Annotated in this window: 14 protein-coding genes and 1 pseudogene; 8 read left to right on the forward strand and 7 right to left on the reverse strand. The window is 71.0% G+C overall.

What is annotated here, in order from left to right; genetic code table 11:
* The first annotated feature begins 36 nt into the window (after positions 1–36).
* The gene (locus tag ABZX30_RS14995) at positions 37–453 is read left to right on the forward strand and encodes a VOC family protein (protein ID WP_355933400.1); all 417 of its coding nucleotides are present in this window, start codon (positions 37–39) and stop codon (positions 451–453) included.
* A gap of 142 nt (positions 454–595) precedes the next feature.
* Here the strand turns inward: ABZX30_RS14995 and ABZX30_RS15000 are convergent, their stop codons facing one another.
* The 4 genes from ABZX30_RS15000 to ABZX30_RS15015 form a co-directional block, all read right to left on the reverse strand.
* Positions 596–928, reverse strand: a complete 333-nt coding sequence (locus ABZX30_RS15000) for a DUF952 domain-containing protein (RefSeq protein ID WP_355933403.1) — start codon at positions 926–928, stop codon at positions 596–598.
* Between the two features lie 9 nt (positions 929–937).
* A complete protein-coding gene (locus tag ABZX30_RS15005) occupies positions 938–1,150 on the reverse strand; it encodes a hypothetical protein (protein ID WP_355933406.1) in 213 nt (70 codons plus the stop codon).
* Between the two features lie 186 nt (positions 1,151–1,336).
* A complete protein-coding gene (locus ABZX30_RS15010; protein ID WP_355933434.1) occupies positions 1,337–2,425 on the reverse strand; it encodes a family 2 encapsulin nanocompartment cargo protein polyprenyl transferase in 1,089 nt (362 codons plus the stop codon).
* A 172-nt stretch (positions 2,426–2,597) separates the two neighbouring features.
* Positions 2,598–4,004, reverse strand: a complete 1,407-nt coding sequence (locus tag ABZX30_RS15015; protein WP_355933409.1) for a family 2B encapsulin nanocompartment shell protein — start codon at positions 4,002–4,004, stop codon at positions 2,598–2,600.
* 298 nt (positions 4,005–4,302) lie between these two features.
* On the opposite strand from ABZX30_RS15015, the gene ABZX30_RS15020 reads away from it, so the two are divergent.
* Positions 4,303–5,205 carry a pyridoxal-phosphate dependent enzyme gene (locus ABZX30_RS15020; RefSeq protein WP_355933411.1) on the forward strand — a complete coding sequence of 301 codons (903 nt, stop codon included), beginning with the start codon at positions 4,303–4,305 and terminating at the stop codon, positions 5,203–5,205.
* 19 nt (positions 5,206–5,224) lie between these two features.
* On the opposite strand, the gene ABZX30_RS15025 is transcribed toward ABZX30_RS15020, so the two are convergent.
* Entirely contained in the window at positions 5,225–6,820 is a 1,596-nt protein-coding gene (locus ABZX30_RS15025) for a Na+/H+ antiporter (protein ID WP_355933414.1), read from the reverse strand.
* Positions 6,821–6,881: 61 nt separating this feature from the next.
* On the opposite strand from ABZX30_RS15025, the gene ABZX30_RS15030 reads away from it, so the two are divergent.
* The 3 genes from ABZX30_RS15030 to ABZX30_RS15040 all read left to right on the forward strand — a co-directional run bounded on the left by ABZX30_RS15030 (position 6,882) and on the right by ABZX30_RS15040 (position 8,930).
* Positions 6,882–7,142: a UBP-type zinc finger domain-containing protein gene (locus tag ABZX30_RS15030; protein WP_355933417.1), complete on the forward strand. Its 261-nt coding sequence runs from the start codon at positions 6,882–6,884 to the stop codon at positions 7,140–7,142.
* A gap of 262 nt (positions 7,143–7,404) precedes the next feature.
* Positions 7,405–7,818, forward strand: a complete 414-nt coding sequence (locus tag ABZX30_RS15035; protein WP_004925829.1) for an anti-sigma regulatory factor — start codon at positions 7,405–7,407, stop codon at positions 7,816–7,818.
* Positions 7,815–8,930, forward strand: a complete 1,116-nt coding sequence (locus ABZX30_RS15040; protein ID WP_355933420.1) for an RNA polymerase sigma factor SigF — start codon at positions 7,815–7,817, stop codon at positions 8,928–8,930. The genes ABZX30_RS15035 and ABZX30_RS15040 overlap by 4 nt, the downstream gene beginning before the upstream one ends.
* A 41-nt stretch (positions 8,931–8,971) precedes the next feature.
* Here ABZX30_RS15040 and ABZX30_RS15045 read toward each other — a convergent pair whose 3' ends face one another.
* Positions 8,972–9,421, reverse strand: a complete 450-nt coding sequence (locus ABZX30_RS15045) for a hypothetical protein (RefSeq protein WP_355933423.1) — start codon at positions 9,419–9,421, stop codon at positions 8,972–8,974.
* A 115-nt stretch (positions 9,422–9,536) separates the two neighbouring features.
* Here ABZX30_RS15045 and ABZX30_RS15050 point away from each other — a divergent pair, with 115 nt between their 5' ends.
* Both ABZX30_RS15050 and ABZX30_RS15055 read left to right on the forward strand, forming a co-directional pair.
* On the forward strand, positions 9,537–10,505 hold the full coding sequence (locus tag ABZX30_RS15050; protein ID WP_355933426.1) for a diacylglycerol kinase family protein: 969 nt from the start codon (positions 9,537–9,539) through the stop codon (positions 10,503–10,505).
* A gap of 320 nt (positions 10,506–10,825) precedes the next feature.
* Positions 10,826–11,083 carry a WhiB family transcriptional regulator gene (locus ABZX30_RS15055; RefSeq protein ID WP_003992873.1) on the forward strand — a complete coding sequence of 86 codons (258 nt, stop codon included), beginning with the start codon at positions 10,826–10,828 and terminating at the stop codon, positions 11,081–11,083.
* A gap of 181 nt (positions 11,084–11,264) precedes the next feature.
* On the opposite strand, the gene ABZX30_RS15060 is transcribed toward ABZX30_RS15055, so the two are convergent.
* Entirely contained in the window at positions 11,265–12,740 is a 1,476-nt protein-coding gene (locus ABZX30_RS15060; RefSeq protein WP_355933429.1) for a PAS domain-containing sensor histidine kinase, read from the reverse strand.
* Positions 12,741–13,220: 480 nt separating this feature from the next.
* Here ABZX30_RS15060 and ABZX30_RS15065 point away from each other — a divergent pair.
* Positions 13,221–13,312, forward strand: a pseudogene (locus tag ABZX30_RS15065) (glucosamine-6-phosphate deaminase); the annotation flags it as partial.

Raw genomic sequence — 13,312 nt, forward strand, 5'->3', positions numbered from 1 at the left:
CAGCGCGGTCCGGCCGCCCAGAACTAGCGTGAGCACATGGACCTGAAACTCAAGCAGTGCTTCATCGCCGTCGACGACCACGACAAGGCGCTCCACTTCTACGTCGACGTCCTGGGCATGGAAGTCCGCAACGACGTCGGCTTCGAGGGGATGCGGTGGGTGACCGTCGGTTCGCCGCTCCAGCCGGACGTGGAGATCGTGCTGGAGCCGCCGGGCATGAACCCGGACGCCTCGCCCGCCGACCGGGAGATGATGGCCGAACTGCTCGCCAAGGGCATGCTGCGCGGGGTCATCTTCACCACCCGGGACTGCGACGCCCTGTACGCGCGGGTCGAGGAGGCCGGCGGCGAGGTGCTGCAGGAGCCGACGGACCAGCCGTACGGCGTGCGCGACTGCGCCTTCCGCGATCCGGCCGGGAACATGCTGCGGTTCATCGAGCGGACGGACGCGTGAACATCCGCTGGACGTACGCCTTCGTCGCCCGGCCGGCCGGGCGCCTGGACCGCGCCCGGGAATGTGCGGGATCCGGCGGGCGGGATCTACGCCTGACCGGCCGGGACCCGCGGACCGGCGCGCTGCCGCCCGGGGAGGCCCGTCACCCCCAGGGCTCCACCTCCACCACGGCGTCGACCGGCACGGGCCCGTACACGTGGGGGAACTCCTCGCCGCCCGGTTCCACGGCCTCGTACCGCACGGGCACCCGGAGCCGGCCGGGGTCGACGACCAGGACCACCAGGTCGTCGGGGCCCTCGTAGGAGCCGTACAGGAAGGCGGCGACACGCGGGAGCTGGTCGCGGGTGGAGAAGTGGACGAATCCCTCCTCCTGGAGGGTGCGGCCGCGGGTCGACATCTCGTAGGTGCCGCGCTCGCGCGCCGCGTCCCACAGGGAGCGTTCGGTGATGTGCAGGATGTACGGCAGTTTCGTCATGCGGCCACGCTACGGGCCGGGTTCCCGCCGCGGCCCGTCTCCGGGGGGCGCCGGGGGGCGGGCCCGCTCCCGGGGCGCGGGTGCGGCGTACGCCGGGCAGTCGGGGTTGCGGCACGGGCCGGGCACCCACAGCGGAACCCAGGCACCCAGCGTCTTGTACCGCCGGACGACCGTCTCGACGGGCTGTCCGCACTCCGGACAGACCGGCCCTTCGCCTCCCATGCTCCCCAGAGTAGGGCGGCCCTGGGTTCCGCGCCTGTCGCACCGGCCAGGGCCCAGGGGCGGGGCCCGCACACCGTGGGGATGTGCGGGACCCGCCTGGCCGGAGCCCCCGGTGACCGGTGCGGGGTCAGGAGCCGCACGGTCCCGGAGGCTCCGGGGTCTCTGCACGGCCGGCGGGCGCCGGCCTCAGCTGCTGCGCCGGGTCACGAACTCCGCCAGCGCCAGCAGACCGCCCGCCGCCTCCGGATCCGGGACCGCCCGGGCCAGCTCCTGCATCGCCCGGGCCATCCGGTCGGCGGCCTGGGCCTGCGCCCAGTCCCGGCCGCCGGCCCGTTCCACGGCCCGGGCCGTGCGGGCGATCCCGTCGGTGTCCCCTTCCTCATGCGGCTTCCCGTACAGCTCGGCGAGTTCGGCGGCGGACGGGGTGCCCGAGGTGAGCGCGGCGACGACGGGCAGCGACTTCTTGCGGGCCGCGAGATCCGCCCCGGCCGGCTTGCCGGTGAGCTCGGGGTCGCCCCATATGCCGATGATGTCGTCGATCAGCTGGAAGGCGAGCCCCGCCTGGCGGCCGAAGGCGTCCAGCGCCGCCACGTCCTCCGCCGTCGCCCCCGCGTACAACGCCCCGAGCGCGCAGGCGCACCCCAGCAGCGCGCCGGTCTTGGCCTCGGCCATGCCGAGCACCTCGTCGAGCGTGACCTCGCCCGGGGCCCGTTTCTCCATGGCCGTGTCCGCGTGCTGCCCGGCACACAGTTCGACGACGCAGTCCGCGAGCCGGGCGGCCGCCTCCCCGGACGCGGGATGCGGGTCCGCGGCGAGCAGCCGGAGGGCGAGCGCCTGCAGGGCGTCCCCGGCGAGGATCGCGTCGGGGACGCCGAACACGGTCCACGCCGTGGGCCGGTGCCGACGGGTGGTGTCGCGGTCCATCACGTCGTCGTGCAGCAGCGTGAAGTTGTGGACCAGTTCCACCGCCGCGGCCGCCCGCAGGGACGCCGCCCGAGCCCCCGGCCCGCCCACCGCGTCGGCCGCCGCGAGGACAAGCGCGGGACGTATGGCCTTGCCCGCACTGCCGGTCGCCGGGGTGCCGTCCGCGTGCCGCCACCCGAAGTGGTACTGCGCGATCCGCCGCATCGGGCCGGGCAACGACTCTACGGCGTCGCGCAGTTCGGGGTCGACCGAGGCCCGGGACCGGTCCAGGATCGCCATCGCCTCGTGCCCGTCGGCCGGCCCAGGGCCGCCCTCCCCGGCGGGCTCCCCCCGTGGGGGCGCGTTCAGCATCCTGCCGGGCAGCGGCGACTCCCCCGGGCGCTGCTTCGTACCCGTCATGAACTCGGCCATGGGTCCCCCTCGCAAAGTCCGCGGACCGTAGCGTTTTTGCCCCGACTGAGCGCGTACCCGGAGGGTCTACCCGTCCCGGCGGACGGGGACACGGCGGCGAGGTGCGGAAACGTCACCTCCAGCGGCCGATCTCGACGTTCTCCAGGACGCCCAGCGCGTCCGGTACCAGGACCGCGGCCGAGTAGTAGGCCGTGACCAGGTATTTGATGATGGCCTGTTCGTTGATGCCCATGAAGCGCACGGACAGGCTGGGCTCGATCTCGTCCGGGATGCCCGACTGGCGCAGCCCGATGACGCCCTGTTCCTCCTCTCCCAGTCGCATGGCGATGATGGAGCTCGTCCGTGCCTCGGTGACCGGGATCTTGTTGCACGGGAAGATCGGCACCCCGCGCCAGGTGGGGATGCGGTTACCGCCCATGTCGATGGTCTCGGGGACGAGGCCGCGCTTGTTCAGCTCGCGGCCGAACGCGGAGATCGCGCGCGGGTGGGCGAGGAACAGCTTGGTGCCGCGCCGGCGGCTGAGCAGTTCGTCCATGTCGTCCGGGCTGGGCACGCCGTCGTGCGGCTGGAGCCGCTGGTCGTACTGGCAGTTGCTGAGCAGGCCGAACTCACGGTTGTTGATCAGCTCGTGTTCCTGACGCTCCTTCAACGCCTCTACAGTGAGCCGGATTTGCTGCTCGGTCTGGTTCATCGGCTGGTTGTAGAGGTCGGCCACGCGCGTGTGGATGCGCAGCACGGTCTGCGCGATGCTCAGCTCGTACTCGCGCGGGCTGGCCTCGTAGTCGACGAAGGTGTGCGGGATGTCCGGCTCGCCGCTGTGGCCGGCCGCCAGGTCGACCGCCTTCTCTCCGTACTTGTTGGTGCGCTGCTGCGGGATCGAGCGCCGCTGCCGGACGTGCTCGCGCAGGGAGTCGGCGCGCTCGGCGACCTGCTCGAAGTCCTCGCGGGAGAGGATGAGCACCGTACAGGCGGTGTCCGCGCGCGCGGTGTACTCCCAGATGGCGTCCGGGTCGAGGAGCGCCTGCTCGCCGAAGTACGCGCCGTCGGCGAGGACGCCCAGGACCGCGTCGTCGCCGTACGGACCCGTGCCGACCTTCTCGATCCTGCCGTGGGCGAGCAGGTAGACCCTGTCGGTCCGGCTGCCGAAGGAGGCGATCACCTCGCCCGGGGCGAAGTCCCGCCGGTTGCAGCGCCGGGCGAGCTCCGACAGCACCTCCTGGTCGTCGTAGGACCGCAGGGCCGGCAGTTCGGCCAGTTCGCCGGGGACGACCTCGACGCGGTCGCCGGTCTTCACGAAGGTGATGCGCCCGTCGCCGAGCGCGTACGTCAGTCGCCGGTTGACCCGGTACGTGCCGCCCTGGACGTTCACCCATGGCAGCATCCGCAGCAGCCAGCGGGAGCTGATCTCCTGCATCTGGGGTGCGGACTTGGTGGTCGTGGCCAGGTTCCGCGCCGCCGCGGTGTTCAGACTCTGCTGCGGCCTGTTCTGTTCCTCGCGGACCTCTTCGCCTACCGACATAGAGAATTGCCCTCCCGGTCATGCTCCGGCGCCGAGCTGCGCCGGGCATCGGTCTCGCGGCAAGATTCCCATTACGCAACGTGTCCGCGCCATTACCCGAAAGAGCGGGATTGGATCATCGCACTAGCGGGCAAACAGAGGAACCGCGTTCACCGCCCGCGGCTTGCGCGGCTTGTCCGGGCCGGCTCGCATTTCCTCGGCGTCCCGAGAGCGGAGGGGCTCTGCGCCGCGACCGAGGGAGCGGATCAGGGAACGCCCGAAGGCGTGGCGACCGCACCTTCCGGGCGACAATGAACCCGTGACCAGCCCGGACGCTCTCCGCCCCCGCCTCCCCTCCCCCCTGTGGGAGGTGACCGACGAGCGGTTCACGAGGCACGGCGTACGCCTGCTGCTCAAACGGGACGATCTGATCCACCCGGATCTGATCGGGAACAAGTGGCGCAAGCTGGTCCCGAACGTCGAGGCGGCGGCCGGCCGCACGATCGTGACCTTCGGCGGCGCGTACTCCAACCATCTGCGGGCCACCGCCGCCGCGGGCCGCCTCCTCGGTCTGACCACCGTCGGCGTGGTCCGCGGCCAGGAGCTGGCCGACCGGCCCCGCAACCCGTCCCTGGCCCGCTGCGAGGCCGACGGCATGCGCCTGCATTTCATCGACAGATCGACATATCGTCGTAAGACCGAACCCGGCACCCTGGACGCCCTCCTGCGCGCCCTCGGCACGCCGGACGCCTACGTCGTCCCGGAGGGCGGCAGCAACGCCGAAGCGGTCCGCGGCTGCCAGGCGCTGGGCCGGGAGCTGCGTGACCACGACGTCTTCGTCGACGTCGTCGCCCTCGCCTGCGGCACCGGCGGCACCCTCGCCGGCACGGCCGCCGGCCTGGGCCCCGGCCGGCGTGCCCTGGGCATACCCGTGCTGAAGGGAGGCTTCCTGACCGCCGGGACGCGGGAGCTGCAGGAGCGCGCCTTCGGCGGCCGCCGGGGTACCTGGTCGCTCGACGACCGCTTCCACTTCGGCGGCTACGCGCGGGTCACCCCGGAACTGGAAGCCTTCGCCGCGGACTTCGAGGACCGCCACGGCCTGCCCGTGGAGCGCCTGTATGTCGCCAAGTTGCTCTACGCGCTGGTCGCCCTCGCCGGCGAGGGCGCCTTTCCGCGCGGGACGACGGTCGCCGCCGTCGTCACCGGCCGGCCCTTCCCGTGACCGGCCCGTACCGCCAGGGTCATGCCGCCTCCCGGTACGCCGCCGCCTCCTCCAGGTCCAGCCTGCGCAGCAGGGTGCGCAGCATCTCGTCGTCGATGTAACGGTGGTCGCGCAGCCTGACGAACATCTCGCGCTCAGCGCTGATCATGTCCCGGGACAGCCGGCGGTAGGTGTCGTCGACCGTCTCGCCGGTCACCGGGTTCACCGCGCCGAGCCGCTCCCAGACGGCGTTGCGGCGACGCTCCAGGACGGTGCGCAGGCGGTCGGCGAGCGGCGGGGGCAGGGTGTTGCGCTCGTCCGAGAGGAGCTCCTCGAGGCGCTGCTCGGCCACCCGGGAGGCCTGCGCCTGGGCATTGGCCTCGGCGAGCGTCTCGGCCTGCGCGTCCCGGCCGGGGAACCTCAGCAGGCGGATGAGCGGGGGCAGGCTCAGGCCCTGTGCCACCAGTGTCCCGATCACCGTGGTGAAGGTCAGGAACAGGATCAGGTCGCGCTGCGGGAAGGGACCGCCGCCGTGCACCGTGCGCGGGATGGAGAAGGCGATGGCCAGGGAGACCACGCCCCGCATCCCGGCCCACGAGGTGACCATCGCGCCCTTCCAGGTGGGGTTCGCCTCCCGTTCCCTGATCCGCGACGACAGCAGGCGCGGCAGGAAGGTCGCCGGATACACCCATACGAACCGGGCCGCGACCACCACCAGGAAGAGGGCCACCGCGTACCAGGTGGCGGCGAGACCCTCGTACTCCCCGAGGCCCCTCAGGACGACCGGCAGCTGCAGTCCGATGAGCGCGAAGACCGCGGACTCCAGCACGAAGGCGACCATCTTCCACACCGCCTCCTCCTGGAGCCGGGTGGCGAAGTCGACCTCCCACGCGCGGTGGCCGAGGTAGAGGGCGACGACCACGACGGCGAGGACTCCGGAGGCGTGCAGCTGCTCGGCGACGCCATAGGCGACGAACGGGATGAGCAGCGAGAGCGTGTTCTGCAGCAGGGGTTCCCTCAGGTGGGTGCGCAGCCAGTGGAGGGGAGCCATCAGGACCAGGCCGACACCGACCCCGCCGACCGCCGCGAGCAGGAACTCACCGACCCCGCCGAGCCAGGTGGCGCCCTCGCCGACGGCCGCGGCGAGGGCGACCTTGTAGGCGGTGATCGCGGTGGCGTCGTTCAGCAGGGACTCGCCCTGGAGGATCGTGGTGATCCGGGAGGGCAGACCGACGCGACGGGCGACCGCCGTCGCCGCGACCGCGTCCGGCGGCGCGACCACCGCGCCCAGCACCAGTGCGGCGGTCAGCGGCATCCCGGGAACGATCACGTAGACGGCCCAGCCGACGACGAAGGTCGCGAAGAGCACGTATCCCACCGACAGCAGCGCCACCGGCCGCAGCTGGGCCCGCAGGTCGAGGTAGGAGCTGTCGGTCGCCGACGTGTACAGCAGCGGGGGCAGCAGGAGGGGCAGCACGACCTCGGGGTCGAGGGTGTAGTCGGGCACCCCGGGGATGTACGAGACCATCAGCCCGACCGCCACCAGCAGCAGCGGCGCCGGGACCGGCGTCCGCCGGGCCGCCCCCGCGACCGCGGCACTCCCCGCCACCAGGAACAGCAGCGGCATCACGTCCATCGTCCTCGCCCGCCCTCGTTTTCCGCGCGGTCACCCGCGCGCCCGTCGTAATCTGGCAATCATGAAACAGTGCACGCACGCCGACGCGCTGCCGCACCCGGAGCCCGAACCGCAGAACGAGACCTGTCCGGAGTGTCTCGCGGACGGCACGCACCCGGTACAGCTGCGGAAGTGTCTGACCTGTGGCCACGTCGGCTGCTGCGACTCCTCGCCCGGGAGGCATGCCACGGAACATCATCAGAAGTCCGGTCATCCGGTGATGCGGACCTTCGAACCCGGAGAGAGCTGGCGCTGGTGCTTCGTCGACCACGTACTCGTGTGACCCTGTAAGCAGGCGTCGATCGGGACGGTTCGAGCGTCTGACGTCTGGGTACGTCAAACCGGCGCGCGCTCTTCCCAATTGGGCCCGCCGGACCTCTAGACACGGAGCGTATCCACAGCTTTACTGTGAGTGACGCCAGGGGGTTGGGGTCCCGGGGACAGGAACGTTCGGAGCGCGATAGCGTCACCGCTGAACCACGTATCGCGTTACCCCGAGGGGCGACCCTCGGCCCCTTAAAGCTTGTACCACCATGGAGGTGAGGGTGTCCCAGATCGCAGGCGAGCCCGCGACCCAGGACTTCGTGGAAGTCCGGCTGCCGGCTGCGGGTGCCTACCTGTCGGTGCTACGGACGGCGACGGCCGGTCTCGCCGCACGCTTGGACTTCACCCTGGACGAGATCGAGGACCTGCGCATCGCCGTGGACGAGGCCTGCGCGATCCTGCTCCAGCAGGCCGTGCCCGGCTCCGTGCTCAGCTGTGTCTTCCGGCTCGTCGACGACTCGCTCGAGGTCACGGTCTCGGCGCCGACCACGGACGGGCACGCTCCCTCGCGGGACACCTTCGCCTGGACCGTGCTGTCGGCCCTGGCGGGCAAGGTCTCCTCGGCCGTCGACGAGGACAAGACCGTGTCGATCAGCCTCTACAAACAGCGCGGCGCGGGACCCGGGCCGGCGTGAGGAACGGGGACGGTCCGGTGCGGGACGAAGAGCGCGGCACACGCGAGCTGCCGATCGGAGGCGCGGGCTCTGCGGACGGTTCCCCACGCGTGCGGGACGGCATCGACGGGATCCCCGAGCAGGCCAGGCCGCACCCGGAGGACCCCTCCGCGGAGGCCGGCTTCCCGGACGACGGGCAGCGGGATCAGACAGGTGCCGCGCAGGGCGCGCCTCTGGAGCGGCGGAGCGGGGTGTCCCCGGCCCGGACGGAGGCGAGGGCTCGGGGAAGGGCGACGGGCGGGACGATGAGCGAGCACGGACGGGACGACGAGCTGGAGGCGCAGGCCGTACCGGCCCTGCAGGGCGCGCAGCACGACCCGCAGGACCGCAGTGGAGCGCGTGCGATGTTCGTCGAGCTGCGGGCGCTGAGCAGCGGCAGCCCCGAGTACGCGGAGCTGCGCAACCAGCTGGTCCGCATGCACCTGCCGCTCGTCGAGCATCTCGCGCGCCGCTTCCGCAACCGTGGCGAGCCGCTGGACGACCTCACCCAGGTCGCCACCATCGGACTGATCAAGTCGGTCGACCGCTTCGACCCCGACCGGGGCGTGGAGTTCTCCACGTACGCCACGCCCACGGTCGTCGGCGAGATCAAGCGGCACTTCCGGGACAAGGGCTGGGCGGTCCGGGTGCCGCGCCGGCTGCAGGAGCTGCGGCTTTCGCTCACCACGGCCACGGCCGAGCTGTCCCAGCAGCACGGGCGTTCCCCCACGGTGCACGAGCTGGCCGAGAAGCTCGCGATCTCCGAGGAGGAGGTCCTGGAGGGCCTGGAGTCGGCGAACGCCTACTCCACGCTTTCCCTGGACGTTCCCGACACGGACGACGAGTCCCCGGCGGTGGCCGACACCCTCGGCGCGGAGGACGAGGCCCTGGAGGGCGTCGAGTACCGCGAGTCCCTCAAGCCCCTGCTGGAGGATCTCCCGCCCCGGGAGAAGCGGATCCTTCTTCTCCGTTTCTTCGGCAACATGACACAGTCCCAGATCGCGCAGGAGGTCGGCATCTCTCAGATGCACGTCTCCCGGCTCCTGGCCCGCACCCTGGCCCAGCTGCGGGAGAAACTGCTGGTCGAGGAGTAGCCGGTGGGGCCGGAAGGCAGCCCTGCCGGCGTCGCGGAGACCTACCGCTCCGCCCGGCCCGGCCCCTTGATGCCGAGGGCCTCGGTCGTGGCGGGGTTCAGCAGGAGGACCAGCGCGGTCAGCGCGACGACGGCCAGGGCGATACCGGCAGGGATCGCGGCGCTGTCGGCCTGGAGCAGGCTGTAGGCGACCGGGAGGGCCATGATCTGTGTGATCACGGCGGGTCCCCGGCTCCAGCCGCGCCGCAGCAGCAGGCCGCGCGCGGCGAGCAGCGGCAGCAGGGCGAGCACGATCAGGGTGATACCCAGGGTCACGGCCTGCTGCCGGTCGTCCGGGGCGCCCGTCACACCGAGGACGAGCGTCCCCACGCCCCCGGCCGCCAGCGCGAACCCCTCCAGTCCGGCCAGTGCCGCCGCGTAGGTCAGCCGGCGCGGACGGGGGCCCTCGGCCTTCGCGGGGGTCTCGGGAGTGGGGTTCTGCTCGCTGCTCACCACTGAAGGGTAGCCCTCGCCCGGAAGCCGGGGTGTCCAGGCTCACGCCCCCTTCTCTTACCGGATACCTACCTCGCTCTGGGCCCGGTACCACCCAGTAGGTAACCTGCAACCCATGCGTGCACTTCTCGTGGTCAATCCGGCGGCAACCACCACAAGCGCACGCAGGCGTGACGTGCTGATCCATGCGCTGGCGAGCGAGATGAAGCTCGACGCCGTGACCACCGAGTACCGCGGCCACGCACGGGACCTGGGCCGGCAGGCGGCGGAGAGCGACGACATCGACCTGGTCGTGGCCCTCGGCGGCGACGGCACCGTCAACGAGGTGGTCAACGGTCTGCTGCACGCCGGCCCCGACCTGGACCGGCTGCCCGGGCTCGCCGTGGTCCCCGGCGGCTCCACCAACGTCTTCGCCCGCGCCCTGGGTCTGCCCAACGACAACGTCGAGGCCACCGGTGCCCTGCTGGACGCACTGCGCGAGGGCCGCGAGCGGGTCGTCGGCCTCGGCCTGGCCTCCGGCACGCCCGGCACCGAGGACGAGGCGGTTCCCTCCCGCTGGTTCACGTTCAACGCGGGCCTCGGTTTCGACGCGGGCGTGGTCGGCCGGGTCGAGCAGCAGCGCGAGCGCGGCAGGAAGTCGACGCACGCCTTGTACGTCCGTCAGGTCGTCCGGCAGTTCCTCGGCGAGCCGCACCGCCGGCACGGCACGATCACGCTCGAACGCCCCGGCGGGGACCCGGTCACCGATCTCGTGGTGGCGATAGTCTCGAACACGTCGCCTTGGACGTATCTCGGCAATCGCCCGATGTACACGTCACCTAAGGCCTCGTTCGATAAGGGCCTCGACGTGCTCGGTCTCAGCCGTCTGTCGACGGCCGCGGTTGCCCGGTATGGCACCCAGTTGCTCACTTCGTCCCCCGAGCGCGGCCCCCATGGCAGGCACGCCAGCTCCCTGCACGATCTGGACCGCTTCACCTTGCATTCGAAGGTGCCGCTCCCCCTTCAGATGGACGGCGACCACCTGGGACTGCGTACCAGCGTGACGTTCACAGGCGTACGCCGTGCACTGCGTGTGATTGTGTGAGCGGAACGGGCTAAAGTCCTTTCACTCGAACGTTTAGGCCAGGATCCACCCCATGGAAGTACGGCTGTGACCTAGTCGACACCGAGGAATCAAAAAAAACTTTCCGGAAGGGGTTGTATCCGCCGCTGAGGTTTGCGAGTCTCTACGTGGCGATCGGGACGGCCCGCAACACCGGCCTCCACTGATCACCGGAACCCCTCTACAAACTCAGGACCACGCCGGGGAAGACTCGGCGGTCGGCCCTTCACTTGTTGAGGGATTCGTGAAAGCGTTCACATTCACAAGCAACCTGAATGTCATACCAAGGAGAGGTAGCAGCCATGGACTGGCGTCACAACGCCGTTTGCCGCGAGGAAGACCCCGAGCTCTTCTTCCCCATCGGCAACACCGGTCCTGCGCTGCTGCAGATCGAGGAAGCCAAGGCCGTCTGCCGTCGCTGCCCGGTTATCGAGCAGTGTCTGCAGTGGGCGCTCGAGTCCGGCCAGGACTCCGGCGTCTGGGGTGGTCTCAGCGAGGACGAGCGCCGCGCCATGAAGCGCCGCGCCGCCCGCAACCGGGCTCGTCAGGCCTCCGCCTGACAACCCACCCCTGCTGACAGCCTGAGCTTGGCGGCGCGTACAGCGCGTACGCATCTCCCGCCCCCGAGCCGCAGCGCGCAGTACCCCCGATGCGCTTGACAGAGCAGCAACGAGCTTCAGCCCCGGACCACTTGTGGTCCGGGGCTCAATGCTGTCCGGGGTGTCTTCGCCCTGTCCGCGGCTATTTCTGCGCCCGCACCGGAATGTCCAGGATCACCCGCGTCCCCCGCTCCGGTGCCGGGACCATGTCGAAGGTGCCGCCCAGCTCACCCTCCACCAGGGTCCGTACGATCTGCAGGCCCAGGTTGCCCGAGCGGTGGGGATCGAAGTCGTCGGGGAGGCCGACGCCGTCGTCCTGGACGGTGACCAGCAGGCGGGCCTCCTTGGTGGTGCCGCCGCGGACCGCGGAGACCTCGACGGTGCCCGTGTCGCCCTCACGGAAGCCGTGTTCCAGGGCGTTCTGCAGGATCTCGGTCAGGACCATGGACAGCGGGGTGGCGACCTCTGCGTCGAGGATGCCGAAACGGCCGCTGCGCCGGCCCGTCACCTTGCCCGGCGAGATCTCGGCGACCATCGCGAGCACACGGTCGGCGATCTCGTCGAACTCCACTCGCTCGTCCAGGTTCTGGGACAGCGTCTCGTGGACGATGGCGATGGAGCCGACCCGCCGCACGGCCTCCTCCAGCGCCTCCCGGCCGCGCTCGGAGTCGATGCGCCGTGCCTGGAGACGCAGCAGGGCGGCCACCGTCTGGAGGTTGTTCTTCACCCGGTGGTGGATCTCCCGGATGGTGGCGTCCTTGGTGATCAACTCACGTTCGCGACGCCTCAGTTCGGTGACGTCCCGGAGCAGGACCAGCGAACCGATGCGCGTCCCCTTGGGCTTGAGCGGGATCGCCCGGAACTGGATCACGCCGTCGTTGGCCTCGATCTCGAACTCGCGCGGCGCCCATCCGCTCGCGACCTTGGCCAGCGCCTCGTCCACCGGTCCGCGGGTCGGGGCGAGTTCGGCGGTGGTCGTGCCCAGCTCCTGGCCGACCAGGTCGGCGGCGAGGCCGAGACGGTGGTAGGCGGACAGGGCGTTCGGCGAGGCGTACTGGACGACACCGTCCGCGTCCAGCCGGATCAGGCCGTCACCGACGCGCGGCGAGGCGTCCATGTCGACCTGCTGGTTGGGGAACGGGAAGGAGCCGGCCGCGATCATCTGCGCCAGGTCGGAGGCGCTCTGCAGATAGGTGAGCTCCAGGCGGCTCGGGGTCCGGACGGTCAGCAGGTTGGTGTTGCGTGCGATGACGCCGAGGACCCGCCCCTCCCGTCGTACGGGGATCGACTCGACCCGGACCGGGACCTCCTCGCGCCACTCCGGGTCGCCCTCGCGCACGATCCGGCCCTCGTCCAGCGCCGCGTCCAGCATGGGGCGGCGGCCGCGCGGGACCAGATGGCCGACCATGTCGTCCTGGTACGAGGTGGGGCCGGTGTTGGGCCGCATCTGGGCGACCGAGACGTACCGGGCGCCGTCGCGGGTGGGGACCCACAGGACCAGGTCCGCGAAGGAGAGGTCGGAGAGCAGCTGCCACTCCGAGACCAGCAGGTGGAGCCACTCGAGGTCGGAGTCGTCGAGGGCGGTGTGCTGGCGTACGAGTTCGTTCATGGAGGGCACGTCTGCGAGCGTACCCGGGGGCTCGGACCTGGCCGAAAACACCCGCGGGCCGCGGCGCCTGGGAGGGACCCTCAACCCTCCCGGCACCGCAGCCCGGAGCAGCAACGGCCGTGGGGTGTGCGGTCCCGGTCGGCCGATGGATGAGGAGCCGGGGCAGTCAGGGCAGAGAGCTCCGGTTCCTCGGTCCGCCTTCCTGTGCGGGGAAGACGGAAGAATGTGTCCTCCCGCATTGTGGACTGGACCAGCAGTTGTGTCCACGGTCGGGAGTTGGTGCAACGTGGCGCTTCGAAGCCTAGCCCGCCCGGGTCACCTACGGGGCCGGATGGCCATGGCAATGTCCGCGAGAGCCACCGGTTCCTCCCGGTGCCGGGTGGATGCCACGGGGGGCGCTGACGTATCCGGGATGTGCGCGGTACCATTCTTTTCGATTGGTCTAAACCACACTGATCAGTAACCACACCAGATCGGCAGGGCCCCAGCGTGGAAGTCGTCATCGTCGCGGACGCGGAGGCGGGAGGCGAGCTCGTCGCCGAGGCCATGGCGCAGCTGCTGCGGCGCAAGCCCGACGCCCT

It is taken from the genome of Streptomyces sp. NPDC004542, from assembly GCF_040610035.1.
Lineage (GTDB): Bacteria > Actinomycetota > Actinomycetes > Streptomycetales > Streptomycetaceae > Streptomyces.

Coding starts and splice junctions, on each gene's coding strand:
- ABZX30_RS14995 (WP_355933400.1), top strand. CDS start 37: ATGGACCTGAAACTCAAGCAGTGCTTCATCGCCGTCGACGACCACGAC.
- ABZX30_RS15000 (WP_355933403.1), bottom strand. CDS start 928: ATGACGAAACTGCCGTACATCCTGCACATCACCGAACGCTCCCTGTGG.
- ABZX30_RS15005 (WP_355933406.1), bottom strand. CDS start 1,150: ATGGGAGGCGAAGGGCCGGTCTGTCCGGAGTGCGGACAGCCCGTCGAG.
- ABZX30_RS15010 (WP_355933434.1), bottom strand. CDS start 2,425: ATGCTGAACGCGCCCCCACGGGGGGAGCCCGCCGGGGAGGGCGGCCCT.
- ABZX30_RS15015 (WP_355933409.1), bottom strand. CDS start 4,004: ATGTCGGTAGGCGAAGAGGTCCGCGAGGAACAGAACAGGCCGCAGCAG.
- ABZX30_RS15025 (WP_355933414.1), bottom strand. CDS start 6,820: ATGGACGTGATGCCGCTGCTGTTCCTGGTGGCGGGGAGTGCCGCGGTC.
- ABZX30_RS15030 (WP_355933417.1), top strand. CDS start 6,882: ATGAAACAGTGCACGCACGCCGACGCGCTGCCGCACCCGGAGCCCGAA.
- ABZX30_RS15050 (WP_355933426.1), top strand. CDS start 9,537: ATGCGTGCACTTCTCGTGGTCAATCCGGCGGCAACCACCACAAGCGCA.
- ABZX30_RS15055 (WP_003992873.1), top strand. CDS start 10,826: ATGGACTGGCGTCACAACGCCGTTTGCCGCGAGGAAGACCCCGAGCTC.